This window comes from Sphingomonas hengshuiensis, from assembly GCF_000935025.1.
Lineage (GTDB): Bacteria > Pseudomonadota > Alphaproteobacteria > Sphingomonadales > Sphingomonadaceae > Sphingomonas > Sphingomonas hengshuiensis.
On record NZ_CP010836.1, the window covers coordinates 2246323 to 2262194 of the forward strand.

A 15872-nucleotide genomic window follows, 5' to 3' on the forward strand; every position below is an offset into this window, starting at 1 on the left:
CTTGCGCTGGGATAATATCGTCCATAGTCCGGGTCCCGGACAGCCTGGGTCCTCAGGGGGGAATTGGTGCACTCCGATAATGACGAATCGAAGAAGCCGGCAAAGGCCAAGGGCGGTGCCGATGGGCAGCGACCGGGTCGCAGCGTCGGCGACGCACTGCGTCAGGCCTATGACGAGGCCGTTGGTGAATCCATTCCTGATGATTTGCTCGACCTGCTGAAAAAGCTCGATTAACCACCCCCCCATGGAAACAGTGGATCAGGAACCGCGCGCCACCGGAGCTGCGGCGGCGTTGGCGCGCATGCCGACCGGCGCAAAAGTGTTCCTGATCCTGGTCGGCGCGCTGCTCCCGCTCGCGCTGATCGCGTTGTTCACCACGCTCCAGACCACGCGCAGCGCCGACAGCGAGGCGCGCCAGCGCGTCCGCGCGCTTGCCGAGGAAAGCTCGGGCATCGTCCAGAATGTCCTGGCCAACCATGTCGGCCAGCTCCGCGAGACGATGACTGCGCTCGAGCAGGACCCCGACGACGCGCCCAGCTGCACGCGGCTTGCCGGCACGTTCGCGACGCAGGGCGGGGTCCGCTTCGTAATCAACGACGCGAGCGGGCGCCCGCTATGCGGCGAGCGCGTCGCGCTCACCGGCGCGGCGATCCTGCGGCCGGGCCAGGTCACCACCTCGATCGTCAAGGGCGGCATGATGCTGCGGATCGGCGGGGCCGCCGGCGCCAGCGCCGTCGCCTATTATCCGATCGAAGTATTGCGCGAACTCGCCCGCCCGAGCGGCTTCGTGCCCGAATATGGCGCCGCGCTGCTCGATGGCGAGGACCGGCTGACGCTGCGGACGCTGCCCCGCGGCGGCTTGCTCGACCGGCCCGAGGCTGTGCCGAGCGACCTTGGCATCGACGACCTCCAGCTCGAAATCTCGATGCCGGGCGCACCGGTCACCTCGCCTTTGGTCATCACCACGGTGTTGCTGGTCGTGATGCTGATCGCCGCCGCCGCGATCGGCTGGTTCGTCGTCGACATCCTGCTGATCCGCCCGCTGCGCCGGCTGCGCGCGAGCGTCGGGCGGTATCAGCCGGGCGAAGTCATCGACGTCAAACGCTTCGGCCCGATGCCCGCGCAGGAAATCCGCGACCTCGGCGCCACCTTCCGCCAGATCAGCCAGACCGTCCAGGCGCATGAGGCCGACCTCGCCGAAGGGCTGGTGCGCCAGACCAAGCTGACGCGCGAAGTCCATCATCGCGTGAAAAACAACCTCCAGGTCATCTCCAGCCTGATCAATTTCCATGCCCGCGGGGCCAAGAGCGCCGAGGCGAGCGAGGCCTATGCCTCGATCCAGCGCCGCGTCGACGCGCTGGCGGTCGTCCATCGCAACCATTATGCCGAACTCGAGGAAAATCGCGGGCTCGAACTGCGCTCGGTGCTGGGCGAGCTTGCCGCCAATATTCGCGCCACCGCGCCCGAACAGGCGTCGGGGCTCGGCATCACGCTCGACATCGAGCCGGTGCTGGTGACGCAGGACGTCGCGATCGCCATCGCGTTCCTCATCACCGAAATCGTCGAGCTGGCGATCAACTGCAATCCGTCCGCCAATATCCGGATCACGGTGAAGGGCAGCGAGAGCGAGCCCGATCGCGCTACGCTCCGCGTGATCTCCCCGGCTCTGGTCGAAGATGCCGGGATGGAGGCGCTGCTGGAGAGCCGGTACGCACGGGTGATGAGCGGGCTGGCGCGGCAGCTTCGCACCAAGCTCCACCACGATCCGCTGGTTGGCGCCTATGAGGCGAGCATCGCGATCACCGGCCGTTCCTGACGGTAGCCGGGGCACCCCGAAAAAAAAGTAAAAAAACTTCGCATCGCCACGGAACCCCATTCGCGGGAGCACGTTTTACTCTTCGGATAGCGAATTTTTGCCCCCCCGCTCTCGCTATCCAAGACATAGGCCCGGAAGCGTCAACCCTCCCCCCCGGTGGCGCTTCCGGGCCTAACCCTTTCCCCCCACATCGCTAATTTGCTTCGGCCCGACCGGTTTCGTGTCCGTCACGGAACGATCCTGCGCGTCCGGGCATTTGTCCCCACAGCCAGACCTGGCGAAAATGGAGACATTCTAATGCGCAAGATCATCGCATGTGCCGCGCTCGCGGGCGCGATCCTCGTTTCGGCCTGCAACACCGTCGAAGGCGTCGGCCGCGACGTTTCGTCGGCGGGCAGCACGGTCGCAAACGCAGCCGACGAATCGAAGTAAGCCAAATACGGCGCGCCCCTCCCCCGACCGGGAGGGGCCGTCAGGCGGCTTCGGCTTCCGATTCCGCCGCCCGGTCGCGCCGCTTGCGCGTGAACCGGATCGCGACGAGCGCGAGGAAATACAGGCCCACCAGCGGGATCGCCAGCAGCAGCTGCGACCCGATATCGGGGGGAGTCAGCACCGCGGAGAGCGCGAACGCCCCGACGGTCGCATAGCGCCACGCGCCCTTGAGCTGCTCATAGGTCACGATGCCCGCATGCTCGAGCAGCATCAGCAGCACCGGCAGCAGGAACGATATTCCGAAGCCGAAGATGAACTGCATCACGAATTTCAGATATTCGTTCACCTCGGGCATCGCCGTCTGCTGCACGCCCCCGGCAAGCTCGCCCTGGAATCCCAGCAGGAATTTGAGCGCCACGGGAATCGCGACGAAATAGGCCATGCACGCGCCCGCGGTGAACAGCACCGGGGTCGCGAGCAGGAACGGCAGCAGCGCCTGCTTTTCCTTGCGGTACAGCCCCGGCGAGACGAACTGCCATAGCTGGTTGGCAATGACCGGAAACGCGATCATCAGCGCGGCGAAGAACGCCACCTTGATCTCGACGATGAACCCGCCGGTGACGGCGGTATTGATGATCGTCACCTGCCCCGCGGCCTTGAGCGGTGCGACCAGCATGCTCAGGATGGCACGGGCAAAATACATGCAAACCGCGAAAGCGCCAGCCAATGCGGCGACCGACCATAGGAGCCGACGGCGCAATTCGATCAGATGATCGAGCAGCGGCGCCTGGGTGTCGTCGATTTCATCGCTCACGGCTGGGTATCTTCTGCTGCGGCGGCAGCAACCTTGGGCTTGCGCGCGCGCTTGGGCTTTTCGTCGGTCGCCGGCTCAGATGCGGCGGGTGCCTCGGGCGCGGGCAGGATCGCGGGTTGTTCGACCATCACCGGCGCGGGATCGTCAATCGGCGTGTGTGCGTCGGCGGCATCGGGCGCGGGCAGCGTGGCGACCGGATGCTCGCGCATGATCCGCTCATTCTCCGCCGCCCATTGCTTTTCCATGTCGGCCAGTTCGGATTCGCGGATCATCGTGTCGATCCCCGAGCGGAACTGACGCGCGACGCCGCGCGCCTTCCCCACCCATTTGCCGACAAAACGCATCGCGCGCGGCAAATCCTTGGGACCGATCACCAGAAGCGCCACCACGGCGACAAGCAGCAACTCCTGCGGCGCGACGTCAAACATTCACCATTGCCCCACACGGGTCCGACGCGGGGCCCGCAACGCATCGAAGGAAGAAGGAAGGCGGATCAGCGCTCTTCGCGCGTGCGCTCGGCTTCGGTCTGGAAGCCCGGCTCCGGGGCCGGCTTGCCCTCAATGCGGGCGGCGGGCTTTGGTGCCTCGTCGTCCTCGGCCATGCCCTTCTTGAACTGCTTGATGCCCTTGGCGACGTCGCCCATCATGTTCGAGAAGCGGCTGCCGCCGAACAACAGAATCACCAGGATGCCGACAATCAGCCAGTGCATCAGGCTCATGCTACCCATCGAAAATCTCCTCGTACGCGGAGCCCTATCTAGGCCCGCCAAGCGCTTACGGCAACGGCTGTGATCGCCCCGGCATGTTGTCCGGGGCGGCGAATCGGTGGCGCGAGCCCTATTCGCCTTCGATGACAGTTTCGCTTTCGGCCAGATCGAGCGTCAGGTCCACCGGATCGAGCAGCCCGGCGGCGCGCAGATCGTCGATTCCGGGCAAGTCGCGGCGGCTGGCCAGCCCGAAATGGGTCAGGAATCCCGCCGTGGTGGCATAGGTCAGCGGGCGCCCCGGCACTTCACGGCGCCCGGCGGGGCGCACCCATCCCGCCTCCATCAGCACGTCGATCGTGCCCTTCGAAATCTGCACGCCGCGGATCGCCTCGATCTCGGCGCGCGTCACGGGCTCGTGATAGGCGATGATCGCCAGCGTCTCGATCCCCGCGCGGCTCAGCTTGCGGCTGTCCTCGCGGTCGCGGCGGAGCAGATGCGCCAGGTCGGCAGCGGTCTGGAAATGCCAGCGGTCGCCGCGCCGGACCAGTTCGATCCCCCGCCCCGCATAGCGCGCCTCCAGCGCCGCCAGCGCGCCGCGCACATCGGCCTCCTGCCCGACATGCGCGCGCAGGTCGTCGACCGACAGCGCCTGCTCCGCCGCGAACAGCACCGCCTCGACCGCGCGCTCGAGCGACTCCGCCGCGTTCATGCGCCCGCCCGCAGATAGAGCGGCGCGAAGGGCGATTTCTGCTGAAGCTCCACCCGCCCCTGCCGCGCCAGCTCCAGCGCCGCGACGAACGACGAGGCGAGCGCCGATTTGCGATACATGCCGGTCGCGCCGTCGGGCAGGAAGCTTTCGATCGCGCTCCATTCGACGCGCGCGCCGATCAGCGCCGACACGCGCTCGATCGCTTCCTCCAGCGTCATCACGTCGCGCACCGCGACGACATGCATCACCGGGCGGGTGCGCGCGCTGATCCGGCCATAGGCGGCGATCAGGTCGTAGATCTCGGCCTCATACCGCCCCTTGCGCACCACGCGCAGCCCCTCGGGCGCCGCGCGCAGGAACACGTCGCGGCCCAGCCGGTCGCGCGCCACCAGCCGCGCCCCCGCCTCACGCATCGCGTTCAGCCGCTCCAGCCGCAATTGCAGCCGCAGCGCGAGTTCCTCGGGGCTCGGCGTTTCCTCGGGATCGCGGGGCAGCAGCAGCGCCGATTTGAGATAGGCGAGCCATGCCGCCATCACCAGATAATCGGCGGCCAGCTCCAGCTTCAGCTCGCGCGCCTGGGCGACGAAATCGAGATATTGCTCGACGAGCTGGAGGATCGAAATCTGCCGCAGGTCGACCTTCTGGTTGCGCGCCAGCGTCAGCAACAGGTCGAGCGGGCCTTCCCACCCCTCAATGTCGATCTTCAGCGTTTCATCGGGCGCGGCATCGCTCATCGCGCGACTTAAGCAGGGCCGGCGCCGGAAGTCACCCTCCCCGAAACTGCGCACCGGCGCAACCATTTCGGCTGTAGACTCGATTGACGCTCTTCTCGGTGAGGCGTATTTATTATTTAGACTCGGCAAACATTCGTAAATGCCGTGCCAGAACAATGCCCCGCCATGCCCAGGTCGTGCGTGAAGCGGACGGTATAAGCTTTGTGTAACATGTAGCTTTCCTGTGCATTTAGTTCTGGAGATTCAGGATGTCGCGAGCATTAACCTTTCGCGCCATGGCGGCGCTTGCCCTTTCGACTGCGCTTTGCCTGCCAAACACCATCGCCTCGGCGCAGGCACCCGCGCCCCTCGTCTATCTCGAACAGGGTTCGGCGTGGCAGACGGCGCAGCGCGCAAGCTTCTATACCCAGGACCAGGGATCGCAGATGATCCCCTTTGCCTGGATGAAGGCGCTGACCGGCCCGGACGGCAAGCCGTTCCTGTCCGACCAGCTCCAGCGCTATGGCTATCTCGCCAACCCCTATAATAATGGCACCGGCCTGCCCATCGGCTTCACGCTGGCCGGGATCAGCGGCAGCGAAGTCGTGGGCATGAACTGCGCGGCGTGCCACACGCGCGACATCGCCGTTGCGGGAACCCGCTACCGCGTCGATGGCGGCCCCGCGCTGAGCGATTTCCAGAATTTCCTGACCGATATGGTCGATGCCGTGGGACGGGTGGCAAAGGGGACCGGCGATCCCGCCTTCCTGGCCTTTGCGACGGCGGTTCTCGGCCCCAATCCCGATCCGGTGGCGGTTGCCGAACTCAACTTGTCGGTCGCGCAATGGTATTCGCGCGAGAACGCGATTCGAACCGGCGCCTATCCAAACCCCGATATGTGGGGTCTGGGGCGGCTCGATGCCGTCAGCATGATCTTCGACCGGCTGACCGGCGTCGATATCGGCCCGTCGTCCAATAATTACATCATCCAGTCCAACATCATGCTGGCCGATGCGCCCGTGCGCTATCCGTTCCTGTGGAACGCATCGCGGCAGGACCGGACGCAATGGCCGGGCTTCGCCGCCAACGGCAATTCGCTGCTCGGCCTCGCGCGCAACCTGGGCGAAGTCTATGGCGTGTTCGGCACCTTCCACCCGGTGAGCAAGGGTCGCGGCTATTATGATTTCCTCGCCGACAACTCGGCCGATTTCGGGGGCCTCGGCAAATTGGAAACCCTCATCACCCAGATCGGCGCACCGGCCTGGCCGTGGCAGATCGATCCGGCGCTTGCCCAACAGGGCGCGGCGGTGTGGAAGAAACCGTCGCTCGGCAACCAGAGCTGCGCCACGTGCCACGACCAGAAGCCCGGCGCGTTTCGCGGGCTGACTCCCACCTGGGCGACGCCGATCCAGAATGTCGGCACCGATACGCGCGAATGGGACATTCTGGGCCGGGTGGTGAATTCGGGCTCGCTCACCGGGGGCAAGCTGTTCTTCTTCAGCAAGCCGCTTCCCGCCAATGCCACGGCGTTCGAACTGCTCGGCTTCTCCGTGGTGGGCTCGATCGTGCAACAGGCCAATCCGTTCAAGTCCAAGGCAGCGCCCAGCGCGAAGAACAACGCGACGCTACAGGCGTCGCTCAGCGACCTCACCGGCGCCTTCCCCGATCTGAAAGCGGCGGCGCCGACGACGGGCTCGTATGAATCGCGCGTGCTCTACGGGATCTGGGCGGCGGCGCCGTATCTCCATAACGGATCGGTCCCGACGCTGGCCGACCTGCTCAAGCCGGCGTCGCAGCGCCCGGAGCGCTTCAAGATGGGCCGCAACTACGACCTCACGAAAATCGGCATCGCCGCCGAGCAGGACGGCAATTACGTGACCGCCACCACCGGATGCGACAAACCCAATTCGGGCAAAAGCCGCTGCGGCCACGAATTTGGCACCGAATTCAGCGACACGGAAAAGACCGCGCTGCTCGAATTCCTCAAGATGCTGTAGCGGGGACCAGCGCCAATAGTGCGTCGCGCTGGGCGACCAGCGCGGCGAACTCGGCGGGCTCGGGGCCGCCCGCGATGGTCGCCATCGCGCGGTCCAGCCGGGCGCGGCATTCGGGCGTCGCCTCGCCGATCAGCCCGGCGATCTCGACCATCTCGTCCATCCGCGCCCAGCAATCGAGCACCACGTCGCACCCCGCCGCCAGCGCACCCGCCGCCTTCTCGCCCGCCGTGCCGCTCAGCGCCTTCATGTCGATATCGTCGGTCATCAACAGCCCGTCAAACCCGATCCGCCCCCGGATCACGTCACGAATGACCGTCGGGGAAAGCGTCGCGGGGCGCTCGGCGTCCCATGCGTCGAACACGACATGGCACGTCATCGCCATCGGCGCATCGCGGAGCGTCGCAAAGGGTTCGATGTCGCTCGCCAGCGCCGCGTCGTCCGCGGTCACGCGCGGCAGCTCCAAATGGCTGTCGACCAGCGCGCGGCCATGCCCCGGCATATGCTTGACCACCCCGACCACGCCCGCACGGCGCATCCCCTCCAGCATCGCCTGCCCCAGCGCCGCGACGCGCATCGGCTCGCCACCAAAGGCGCGGTCGCCGATCGCTGGCGTCACCTCGGGCTGGCGCACGTCGAGCAACGGCGCGCAATTCACCGTCACGCCCACTTCGGCGAGCATCATCCCCAGCGCCTGCGCACTCGCCCGACACGCCTCGATCGCCGAGATCGGCGCGACATCGTACAGCGCATCGAACACCGCCCCCGCCGGGAACGCCGGCCATTCGGGCGGCTGCATCCGCGCCACGCGCCCGCCCTCCTGGTCGATCAGGATCGGCAAATCCGCCCGCCCGGTCAGCTCGCGCAGGCTATCGGTCAGCGCCCGCATCTGCGCCCGGTCGCCGCAATTGCGCTTGAACAGGATATAGCCGAGCGGATCGGCATCCTTGAAAAAGGCACGCTCATCGGCGGTGAGGGTGCGGCCGGAAATGCCGAAGATAACGGGTTTCATCGCCGCTCCTTAGCGGATGCGCGGAGGCACGGGAAAGGGCGCGATTGCCCTAGCGCATGGCGGGGGGGCGATTTTGACTAGGTGACGTGTCGTTTAAGAGGTCAGCTAGCCCCCAATGGCAGTCTTTCCAATCCTTCCCCGCCAGGGAGCGACAGGTTGGATTGCCCCCGGCAATCCAAGATCATGCCGGGGGCATGATCGACCTGCCGCTGTGGCAGGCGCAGCCTGACGGAGGGGGCGGAAGCACGTCGCTCGGCTGTGCTTCCTCCCCCTCCGCCGCCTTCGGCGCCACCTCCCCCTGGCGGGCAAGGATTTCGTAACGACAACTTCCGCCGATCAGGAGACGTTGGTCTTAACCCAATCAGGTGGCAGTTGATGCCAAGGCGCATCCGGGAACCGGCGAGCATATTCCTCTTTAACGCGACGCTGTCGCCGCACCGGCCCCCCAATATGCCAAGGGGCCTCCTCTTTCCCGAAATCAGCGGTGAGTCGACCGGGTATGTGCTGCTCGGCGTCCCAGCTCGCCATAATTTCCATGTCTTGGATGGCCGGATCTTCCACCCTAGTATCGTATTCCGCGTCACCGTCCGATACGCCTACGACCAGCGTTCCTACGGGCCACTGAACCATCGGCCAGGGCTCTTTGAGGGCGCTAACCAGTTCAAATCGTCCAAGTTTAGCCCAAGCTCCCGACCGCAGTGCTCGTGTGATCGATGGATAAGCAACGCCTATGACGGCCATAAGTGGTGCCGAAAGAATATCAGCGGGTGAGGCAACATTGCGGTCACGCCGATGAAAGAAGCCGACGCGCTTGTCCGGGGTTACTTGCCCGTAATAAATCCACTGCGCTTCACCCGAGACAGCATAAAGCGTTCCAGATTTCAAATCGGCGCGGGACGACGGTTTGGCCTCAAACATGCTCTTTTAGTGATGCGAACACGACGTTCATGTCAACGGCAGCCCCCACCAAATCCGGGCACTCGCGTCGAGCTTCGCCCGTACCGTCCGACGCAGCAGCCGCCCCCTTGCAATCGCGGCGATGTTCCCCATATGTTCCAAACTTGCCGCCTTCCGGCGACCGCTCTTTGATTCCGTAAGATACCCCCCTCACGTGCACGAAGCGGCGCGCTTCGCGGGCTCGACCCATGTTCGGCTGGCGGTTCCCGCCAACGCTCCACGAGCCTAAACTTCCTAAACTTCGCATCCCCTCGCCGGCCCGTGGCGGGGCCTGCCGAAAAACGCGCATACGCCTAAACTTCCTAAACTTCGCTCGGTGGCCACCACCCCGGCGCGGTGGTTCTCCACCAAAGCCGGTCATCGAACGTTACGCGCTCACAGCCGGACCGCCCGATCTACCGCGACAACGACCCCCACGCACCTCAACTCGTAACGTAGCAACTCTCGCCCGCGACCTTCAGCTTCCCGCGCAGCTCCTTCGCCTGCCCATTGCTCCCGGCATTCACCCGCAGGCGGAAGATCGGCTTGCCGTCCTTCTCGCCGCGCTCGACCGATTTGCCCCTAGGGGGCACCGAGTGGATCCTGACTTTCGTCAGGATGACAATGGGTTATTCGATATGCGACTGCCCTGCCTCAGAAGGGGGCGCGTACAGAGTCACCCCTCAACTCGTGACACGACACCTCTCGCCGTGACCGTCAGCCATCACCCCCGCAACTGGGCGCGCGCGATCCTGCCAACGATCAAACCACACAGAGCACCGAGACTGAACCAGAAAGGATCCGACAGAAAGTCGAGTCCGCTAAAGGCAGTAAGCCTATCGGGATACATGCGTTGCTCAACCGCCGTACTTAAGACGGCAAGAACCGGCACGAACAGCAACACGATGCAGCCGGCCTTGTCACTCCTGACGACAACGCCGATCAGCAGTCCAGCCAACGAACCGAGCAAGAGCAACTCTGCCATCGTCATCGGCTCAACCTACACTACCTCTTCGCGCCCGCAAGCGAGGCGAAGCCCTGCAACCCAGCCCCCTCAACTCGTAACGTAACAACTCTCACCCGCAACCTTCAGCTTCCCGCACAGTTCCTTCGCCTGGCCATTGCTCCCGGCATTCACCCGCAGGCGGAAGATTGGCTTGCCGTCCTTCTCCCCGCGCTCGACCGATTTGCCCAGCGGTGCGAGATAGGCGAAGCGCTTGGACAGGCGCGCCCATGCGGCATTGGCGCCGCGCTCGTCGGGATAGGCGCCCAGCTGGATCAGCGAGCCCGATGCCGCGGTCGGCGGCGGCGCCGCGACCACGGGGCGCTGCGCCGGGGTCGCGCCGCCGGTCGGCACGGCGATCGTCGCGGTCTTGCCGCCTGCTACGGGTGCGCGTTGCTGCACGACCGTGCCCTCGACCGGCGCCTCGGGAAGCGCGCCCGCGTTGATGCTGGCATTGGCGGCGGCGCCCTGGCTGGTGGCGAACACGGTGTCGCCTTCGCCTTCGACCTTCATGCCGCCGGGCTGGTCGGGCTTGACCTTGTAATCACCTGCCTCGGCGTTGATCAATTCGCCGTTGCCGGTCAGCCCCTGCTGCTTCTGATACCAATAATATCCAAAGCCCGCCGCTCCCACGACCAGCAATATCAGCACGATCAGCAATAGGATCCGGCCAATCGAGGGACCGTCGCGATACTCGTCCTCGACGGTTTCCAGCCATGGAAGCCGGTCGTCATCGCCGTATCCAGCCTCCCCGCGCGCACTCATCTCAATGCATCTCCTCGACGGCCTCGACCCCCATCAGCCCCAGGCCGTTGCGGACAATTTGCCCGATCCCGCGCGCCAAATATAGTCGCGCGCACGTTAACCCTGTCTGATCGGCGATCACGAAGCGCCGATCGGGGCGATCGTTGCCGGCATTCCACAGCGCGTGAAAGCCTGCCGCCAAGTCATAGAGATAGAAGGCGATCCGATGCGGCTCGCGCGCCAGCGCCGCGCCCTCGACCACGCGCGGGAACTGCGCGGCCAGCTTCACCAGCGCCAGCTCTTCCGTATCAAGCAGGGACAGTGCCGCATCGGGACAGTCGATCCCCGCCTCCGCCGCCTTGCGATGCACCGATGCGATGCGGGCATGGGCGTATTGGACATAGAAGACCGGGTTGTCCTTCGAAGCCTCGACGACCTTGGCGAAGTCGAAATCCATCTGGGCATCGGCCTTGCGCGTCAGCATCGTGAAACGGACCACGTCCTTGCCCACTTCGCCGACGACATCGGCCAGCGTCACGAAATTGCCCGAGCGCTTGGACATCTTCACCGGCTCGCCCGCGCGGAGCAGGCGCACCATCTGGACCAGCTTGACGTCGAACTTGGTCTGCCCGCCGGTCAGCGCCGCGACCGCCGCGACGATCCGCTTGACCGTCCCGGCATGGTCGGCGCCCCAGATATCGATCAGCTGGTCGGCTTGCTGCGCCTTCTGGAAATGATAGGCGAGGTCGGCGCCGAAATAGGTCCATTGCCCGTTCGATTTCTTGATCGGGCGGTCCTGGTCGTCGCCGAACTGGCTGGAGCGGAACAGCGGCAGCTCGACCGGCTCCCAATCCTCGGGCGTCTCGCCCTTGGGCGCTTCCAGCACGCCGTCATATACCAGCCCGCGCTCGCGCAGCCACGCCTCCGCCGCCTCGGGCTTGCCCGCCGCCTGAAGCTCGGCCTCCGACGAGAACACCTCGTGGACGATGCCCAGCAGCTTCAGGTCGGCGCGGATCATCACCATCATCGCGGCGACCGCCGACTTGCGGAACAGCACCAGCCACTCGCCCTCGGGCGCTTCGACATAGCGGTCGCCATATTCGGCGGCCAGCGCCTCGCCCACGGGCTTCAGATACTCGCCCGGATACAGCCCCTCGGGAATCTCGATCGTCGCGCCCAGCGCCTCGCGGTAGCGCAGATGCGCCGAACGGGCGAGGACGTCGACCTGCCCGCCCGCGTCATTGACATAATATTCGCGGATCACCCGGTGCCCGACAAACTCCAGCAGCGTCGCCAGCGCGTCGCCGACCACGGCACCCCGGCAATGCCCCATATGCATCGGCCCGGTAGGGTTGGCGGAGACATATTCGACATTGACGCTGACGCCCGCGCCCAGCGTCGAGCGGCCATAATCGGCGCCCTCCGCGACGATCGTGGTCAGCTCGTCGCGCCAGGTGTCGTCGGTGAGCGACAGGTTGATGAACCCCGGCCCGGCGACGCTCACGGCCGAAACCTCGGGCAGCTTCTCCAGCTCGGCAGCGATCTTCTCGGCCAGCGCGCGCGGATTGGTGCCCGCCGGCTTGGCGAGCACCATCGCGGCGTTGGTCGCCAGGTCGCCGTGCGTGACGTCGCGCGGCGGCTCCACCGTCACGGCGCGTCGTTCCAGCCCGCCGGGCAGGTCGCCGGCGGCGACAAGCGCGTCCAGGGCGGCGTTCAGATGCGCGGCGAAACGGTGATACAGCGTCATGCAAAGGTCCAGATTGCGCGAGGGAGCGCGCCCTGTACCCCAAGCCACACCGCGCGCAAAGGCCCGCACCCGGGCTTTGCGCGCAGCGGGACTACACGCGCACCAGATCGCGCATCAGCCGCCCGCCCTTCATGTCGGGGAACAGCGTGGCCGCGGTCTGCACCGGCGACAGGTTGAAATGCGAGGCCAGCGCGCCGTGGATCAGATTGTCGAGCCCCAGCGTCGGTCGCAAATCGCGCCCCTCATAGAGCTGCGCGTCGGCCAGCCCGGGCCAATCGGCCTCGACCCGCCCACCATTCACCGCGCCGCCGAGCAGCATCGCGACCGATCCGGTGCCGTGATCGGTGCCCTGCGTCCCGTTGATCTTCACCGTCCGCCCGAATTCGGTCGCGACCAGCACCAGCGTATCGGACCAGAGCGGGCCAAGCCCATCGCGGAGCGCCGCGACCATCGCGTCGAGCCCCCTGAGCTGGCCCGTCAGCCGCCCGCGCTGCTGGGCATGCGTATCCCAGCCGCCGGTCTCGATCATCGCGATTCGCGCGCCGCCCGGCGCCGCCATCAGCTTGGCGGCAAGCGCGCCGGTGGCGGCGGCGTTGCGGCCATTGTCGGCGGCCAGTTCGCTGGTCAGCATCCGCGTCGCGGTCGCCTGTTCCCACGCGGCATGAAGCTGCGCGTCGTTCTGGTACATGCTCGATACGCGCGCGATCAGGTCGTCCGAGGCGTCGGGGAGCGCGGAGGGGGCATAGCTCGCCACTTCCACCGGGCCGCGCAACGCCATCGGAATGGACGCCGCCAGCGCGATGGCGCTGTCGTCGTCCTTTGGCAACAGGCTCAGCAGCCGGTTGAGCCACCCGTCCTTCAGCGAATAGGCAGAGGTCCCGCCGGTCTCGAGCACATTCTGCCCGTCGAAATGCGAGCGGTCGCGATAGGGCGAGGCGACGGCATGGACGAACAGCGCCTGCCTGGCACGATACAGCCCGTCGATATTGGCCAGCACCGGGTGCAGCGCGAACATCGAATCGAGCTTGGGCGCGGCCACGAAATCCTGCGCGAGCGCGTCGCGCTGGGTCACGAAGGCCGGATCGCCGACCGGCGCCACCGTCATCAGCCCGTCGGCGGCGCCGCGCTGGATGATGAACACGAAGCGGCGCTCGGTCGCGGCGCGCGCGAGCACCATCTTCGGGCCGAATGCCGAAGTCGCGATCGCCGACGCGCCGAGCGCGATGAATTTGCGTCGATTGAACATGGCTTATCTCCGCATCATTTCGGGGGCGACGAGCAGCAGCGCGAGGCCCTGGCTCGGGCTCTCGGCGCGCGAGATCGCCTGCGCCGTCGCGTCGCTGAGCGATCCGGGGAACAGCTCCGCCGCTCGTGCGCGGGGATCGAGCGTGTCGCGGGTACGCTGCGCGATCCGCTCCGCCGCCTCGACGCGGCGCATGATCGCATCGGGGCCCGCCCAGCTCCCGGCGACATCGTCCCAGCCGGCGGGCGATCCCGGGCGCCACACCGGCTGGCCAAGCTGCGATATCAGCCCGACCGTGCCCTTGCGCTGCTGCTGCGCGCCCAGCGCGCGCTCGACCGAGATCGTCCATTCCCACGGCGTCTTGAACTTCACCGGCTGCGGCACCCAGCATTCCGGCGATGCGACCAGCGCGCGATATACCGTCGGCAGGTCGCCGTCCGATTTAAGGAACGCTGCCTCCAGCCGCGCGACCAGCGCCGGGGGCGGATCGTCTCCCGCAAAGTGGCGGGCAAGCTTGGTGGCGATATGCCGCGCCGTGGCCGGATGGACCGCCAGCATGTCGAGGACCGCGGCGGCCTGCGCCTCGCCCTGTTGCGGCCAGGTCTTGCCGAGGATCATGCGGGTCCCCGGCTCGTGCATTTTGGCGGCGAACGCGAAACTGCCCGGTTCGCCGGTCAGCCCGAGCGCCAGGAACGGCGGGCGGCGATCTACTCCGGCGATCGTCCACCCGGTCATCGCCCGCGCGAACTCGGTCACGTCCGCCTGACTATAGCCGGTGCGGACGCCCAGCGTGTGCAGCTCCAGAATTTCGCGCGCGAGATTTTCGTTGAGCCCACGCTTCCGCCCGGACCGCCCCGATGCGCGCACGACCGGGCTGTTCGGGCCAACCGACTGCGCCTGATCGAGGAAGAACAGCATCGAGGGATGCCGCTCCACTGCGTTGAGCATGTCGCCGAAGCGGCCCAGCACATGCGGGCGCACCGCCTCGAACTCCAGCGTTCCGGTCAGCCCGATCGTTTCCAGCTTGTCCGCCGAGACCGCGAAGTGATTGGACCAGAAATGGACGAGCCGCTCGACAAACGGCGCCGAAGTGGTCACCGCCGCCTGCGCGCGCGCCGTGGTCTGTTCGGTATAATGCGCGCGTGCCTCTTCGCGGGCACGGCGCAACTCTTCGCTGATCGGGTTAACATTTGTTTGCGGGGCTGTTTGCGGGGCGGTCATCGCCTCGCCCATGGCCATATCGGGCGCTGGCGACGGTGCCGCGGCAGCGCGTGCCGCCGCCCTGCGCTGGGCGCGCTTCGTAGCATTCACCTGGCGTCGGATCTGAGAGTCGCGCGCCGAATGCTGACCGAGCTCATCGCACAGCTGCGCGCTTCCCGGCAGTGCAGCAATCGCAGCCGGTCGCGGCTCGAAACGATCGAACTGGGCAATCAGCCATTTCTTCGGGTCGGCGCCCGGCCGGTCCCCCGGCGTGGCGCCCAGGCCGAACCGGTTCAACGCAATACTGGCATCAGTCACGACTGGATTCCTTTGCGACCGTACACTCCCTGCTATCTGCTCTTTGTCGCACAAGTTTGTCACGATGATGGTTTTCCAGATGCAATTTCTGCAACCGCGCCGAACGTCGTTTGCGATTGCTCGAAATGGTGCAGCGCAACAAAAGGGGCGCAAGAACAAAAACCAGGGATGAGGATCTAACTCTTGAACCACCTCAAGGAGTAAAGATCATGGCTCGTATTCTTTTCGCCGCAGCGGCAGCAACCCTCGCTTTCGCAACCCCCGCCCTGGCCGGTGACCGCACCTTCACGCACGAAGGCGTCACCTATGTCTACACCGTGACCCCGAAGGGCGATGCCCGCGTCCTCGAGGGCAAGGCTTCGACCGGCGGCAAGTTCCGCCTCGTCGTCCGCAACGGCTGGGTCGATGGCTATGCCAGCAACAACCGCGTGTCGTTCCGCGCTCCCAAGAGCGAGAACGCAGTCGTCGCGCAGCGCTGATAGCGG

At 66.1% G+C, this 15872-nt stretch carries 18 protein-coding genes; 5 read left to right on the plus strand and 13 right to left on the minus strand.

Annotated features, from left to right (window positions below):
• Positions 1-66 precede the first annotated feature (66 nt).
• The 3 genes from TS85_RS25350 to TS85_RS09930 all read left to right on the plus strand — a co-directional run bounded on the left by TS85_RS25350 (position 67) and on the right by TS85_RS09930 (position 2248).
• Positions 67-234 (plus strand): NepR family anti-sigma factor, encoded by a 168-nt coding sequence (locus tag TS85_RS25350; RefSeq protein WP_162184763.1) that lies wholly within the window; start codon positions 67-69, stop codon positions 232-234.
• Between the two features lie 10 nt (positions 235-244).
• Positions 245-1816, plus strand: coding sequence for a sensor histidine kinase (locus TS85_RS09925; RefSeq protein WP_044331931.1), 1572 nt, complete (start codon positions 245-247; stop codon positions 1814-1816).
• 297 nt (positions 1817-2113) lie between these two features.
• On the plus strand, positions 2114-2248 hold the full coding sequence (locus tag TS85_RS09930) for an entericidin A/B family lipoprotein (protein WP_044331933.1): 135 nt from the start codon (positions 2114-2116) through the stop codon (positions 2246-2248).
• A 40-nt stretch (positions 2249-2288) separates the two neighbouring features.
• Here the strand turns inward: TS85_RS09930 and tatC are convergent, their stop codons facing one another.
• The 5 genes from tatC to TS85_RS09955 all read right to left on the minus strand — a co-directional run bounded on the left by tatC (position 2289) and on the right by TS85_RS09955 (position 5211).
• Positions 2289-3062, minus strand: a complete 774-nt coding sequence (gene tatC / locus TS85_RS09935; RefSeq protein ID WP_044331935.1) for a twin-arginine translocase subunit TatC — start codon at positions 3060-3062, stop codon at positions 2289-2291.
• Positions 3059-3490 (minus strand): Sec-independent protein translocase protein TatB, encoded by a 432-nt coding sequence (tatB, locus tag TS85_RS09940; RefSeq protein ID WP_044331936.1) that lies wholly within the window; start codon positions 3488-3490, stop codon positions 3059-3061. The genes tatC and tatB overlap by 4 nt, the downstream gene beginning before the upstream one ends.
• 65 nt (positions 3491-3555) lie before the next feature.
• Positions 3556-3789, minus strand: a complete 234-nt coding sequence (locus tag TS85_RS09945) for a twin-arginine translocase TatA/TatE family subunit (RefSeq protein WP_044331938.1) — start codon at positions 3787-3789, stop codon at positions 3556-3558.
• A gap of 109 nt (positions 3790-3898) precedes the next feature.
• On the minus strand, positions 3899-4477 hold the full coding sequence (gene scpB, locus TS85_RS09950) for an SMC-Scp complex subunit ScpB (protein WP_044331940.1): 579 nt from the start codon (positions 4475-4477) through the stop codon (positions 3899-3901).
• Positions 4474-5211, minus strand: coding sequence for a segregation and condensation protein A (locus TS85_RS09955; RefSeq protein ID WP_044331942.1), 738 nt, complete (start codon positions 5209-5211; stop codon positions 4474-4476). Before TS85_RS09955 ends, scpB begins: the two co-directional genes overlap by 4 nt.
• A gap of 248 nt (positions 5212-5459) precedes the next feature.
• On the opposite strand from TS85_RS09955, the gene TS85_RS09960 reads away from it, so the two are divergent.
• Positions 5460-7187 (plus strand): di-heme-cytochrome C peroxidase, encoded by a 1728-nt coding sequence (locus TS85_RS09960; protein WP_227698746.1) that lies wholly within the window; start codon positions 5460-5462, stop codon positions 7185-7187.
• On the opposite strand, the gene nagZ is transcribed toward TS85_RS09960, so the two are convergent.
• The 8 genes from nagZ to TS85_RS09990 all read right to left on the minus strand — a co-directional run bounded on the left by nagZ (position 7174) and on the right by TS85_RS09990 (position 15387).
• Positions 7174-8196 carry a beta-N-acetylhexosaminidase gene (gene nagZ, locus TS85_RS09965; RefSeq protein WP_044331944.1) on the minus strand — a complete coding sequence of 341 codons (1023 nt, stop codon included), beginning with the start codon at positions 8194-8196 and terminating at the stop codon, positions 7174-7176. The two genes, TS85_RS09960 and nagZ, sit on opposite strands and share 14 nt — an antisense overlap.
• Before the next feature lie 336 nt (positions 8197-8532).
• Entirely contained in the window at positions 8533-9114 is a 582-nt protein-coding gene (locus TS85_RS24615) for a hypothetical protein (RefSeq protein ID WP_077228547.1), read from the minus strand.
• A gap of 461 nt (positions 9115-9575) precedes the next feature.
• Positions 9576-9725 carry a hypothetical protein gene (locus tag TS85_RS25355; protein WP_193790685.1) on the minus strand — a complete coding sequence of 50 codons (150 nt, stop codon included), beginning with the start codon at positions 9723-9725 and terminating at the stop codon, positions 9576-9578.
• Positions 9726-9856: 131 nt separating this feature from the next.
• Positions 9857-10117 (minus strand): hypothetical protein, encoded by a 261-nt coding sequence (locus tag TS85_RS09970; RefSeq protein WP_155006360.1) that lies wholly within the window; start codon positions 10115-10117, stop codon positions 9857-9859.
• Between the two features lie 69 nt (positions 10118-10186).
• Positions 10187-10900, minus strand: coding sequence for an SPOR domain-containing protein (locus TS85_RS09975; RefSeq protein ID WP_044331946.1), 714 nt, complete (start codon positions 10898-10900; stop codon positions 10187-10189).
• A gap of 1 nt (position 10901) precedes the next feature.
• Complete coding sequence (gene argS, locus TS85_RS09980; protein ID WP_044331947.1) at positions 10902-12626, minus strand: arginine--tRNA ligase; 1725 nt, start codon at positions 12624-12626, stop codon at positions 10902-10904.
• Positions 12627-12717: 91 nt separating this feature from the next.
• A complete protein-coding gene (locus TS85_RS09985; RefSeq protein ID WP_044331948.1) occupies positions 12718-13872 on the minus strand; it encodes a DUF1501 domain-containing protein in 1155 nt (384 codons plus the stop codon).
• 3 nt (positions 13873-13875) lie between these two features.
• Entirely contained in the window at positions 13876-15387 is a 1512-nt protein-coding gene (locus TS85_RS09990; RefSeq protein ID WP_173426224.1) for a DUF1800 domain-containing protein, read from the minus strand.
• A 209-nt stretch (positions 15388-15596) separates the two neighbouring features.
• Between TS85_RS09990 and TS85_RS09995 the strand changes: the two genes are divergently transcribed.
• Positions 15597-15866 carry a hypothetical protein gene (locus tag TS85_RS09995; protein WP_044331950.1) on the plus strand — a complete coding sequence of 90 codons (270 nt, stop codon included), beginning with the start codon at positions 15597-15599 and terminating at the stop codon, positions 15864-15866.
• Positions 15867-15872 lie beyond the last annotated feature (6 nt).

Excerpts from the sequence above, each read along its gene's own strand:
- TS85_RS09925 (WP_044331931.1), top strand. The coding sequence starts at position 245 with ATGGAAACAGTGGATCAGGAACCGCGCGCCACCGGAGCTGCGGCGGCG.
- TS85_RS09930 (WP_044331933.1), top strand. The coding sequence starts at position 2,114 with ATGCGCAAGATCATCGCATGTGCCGCGCTCGCGGGCGCGATCCTCGTT.
- tatB (WP_044331936.1), bottom strand. The coding sequence starts at position 3,490 with ATGTTTGACGTCGCGCCGCAGGAGTTGCTGCTTGTCGCCGTGGTGGCG.
- TS85_RS09945 (WP_044331938.1), bottom strand. The coding sequence starts at position 3,789 with ATGGGTAGCATGAGCCTGATGCACTGGCTGATTGTCGGCATCCTGGTG.
- scpB (WP_044331940.1), bottom strand. The coding sequence starts at position 4,477 with ATGAACGCGGCGGAGTCGCTCGAGCGCGCGGTCGAGGCGGTGCTGTTC.
- TS85_RS09955 (WP_044331942.1), bottom strand. The coding sequence starts at position 5,211 with ATGAGCGATGCCGCGCCCGATGAAACGCTGAAGATCGACATTGAGGGG.
- TS85_RS09960 (WP_227698746.1), top strand. The coding sequence starts at position 5,460 with ATGTCGCGAGCATTAACCTTTCGCGCCATGGCGGCGCTTGCCCTTTCG.
- nagZ (WP_044331944.1), bottom strand. The coding sequence starts at position 8,196 with ATGAAACCCGTTATCTTCGGCATTTCCGGCCGCACCCTCACCGCCGAT.
- TS85_RS24615 (WP_077228547.1), bottom strand. The coding sequence starts at position 9,114 with ATGTTTGAGGCCAAACCGTCGTCCCGCGCCGATTTGAAATCTGGAACG.
- TS85_RS09970 (WP_155006360.1), bottom strand. The coding sequence starts at position 10,117 with ATGGCAGAGTTGCTCTTGCTCGGTTCGTTGGCTGGACTGCTGATCGGC.
- TS85_RS09975 (WP_044331946.1), bottom strand. The coding sequence starts at position 10,900 with ATGAGTGCGCGCGGGGAGGCTGGATACGGCGATGACGACCGGCTTCCA.
- argS (WP_044331947.1), bottom strand. The coding sequence starts at position 12,626 with ATGACGCTGTATCACCGTTTCGCCGCGCATCTGAACGCCGCCCTGGAC.
- TS85_RS09985 (WP_044331948.1), bottom strand. The coding sequence starts at position 13,872 with ATGTTCAATCGACGCAAATTCATCGCGCTCGGCGCGTCGGCGATCGCG.
- TS85_RS09995 (WP_044331950.1), top strand. The coding sequence starts at position 15,597 with ATGGCTCGTATTCTTTTCGCCGCAGCGGCAGCAACCCTCGCTTTCGCA.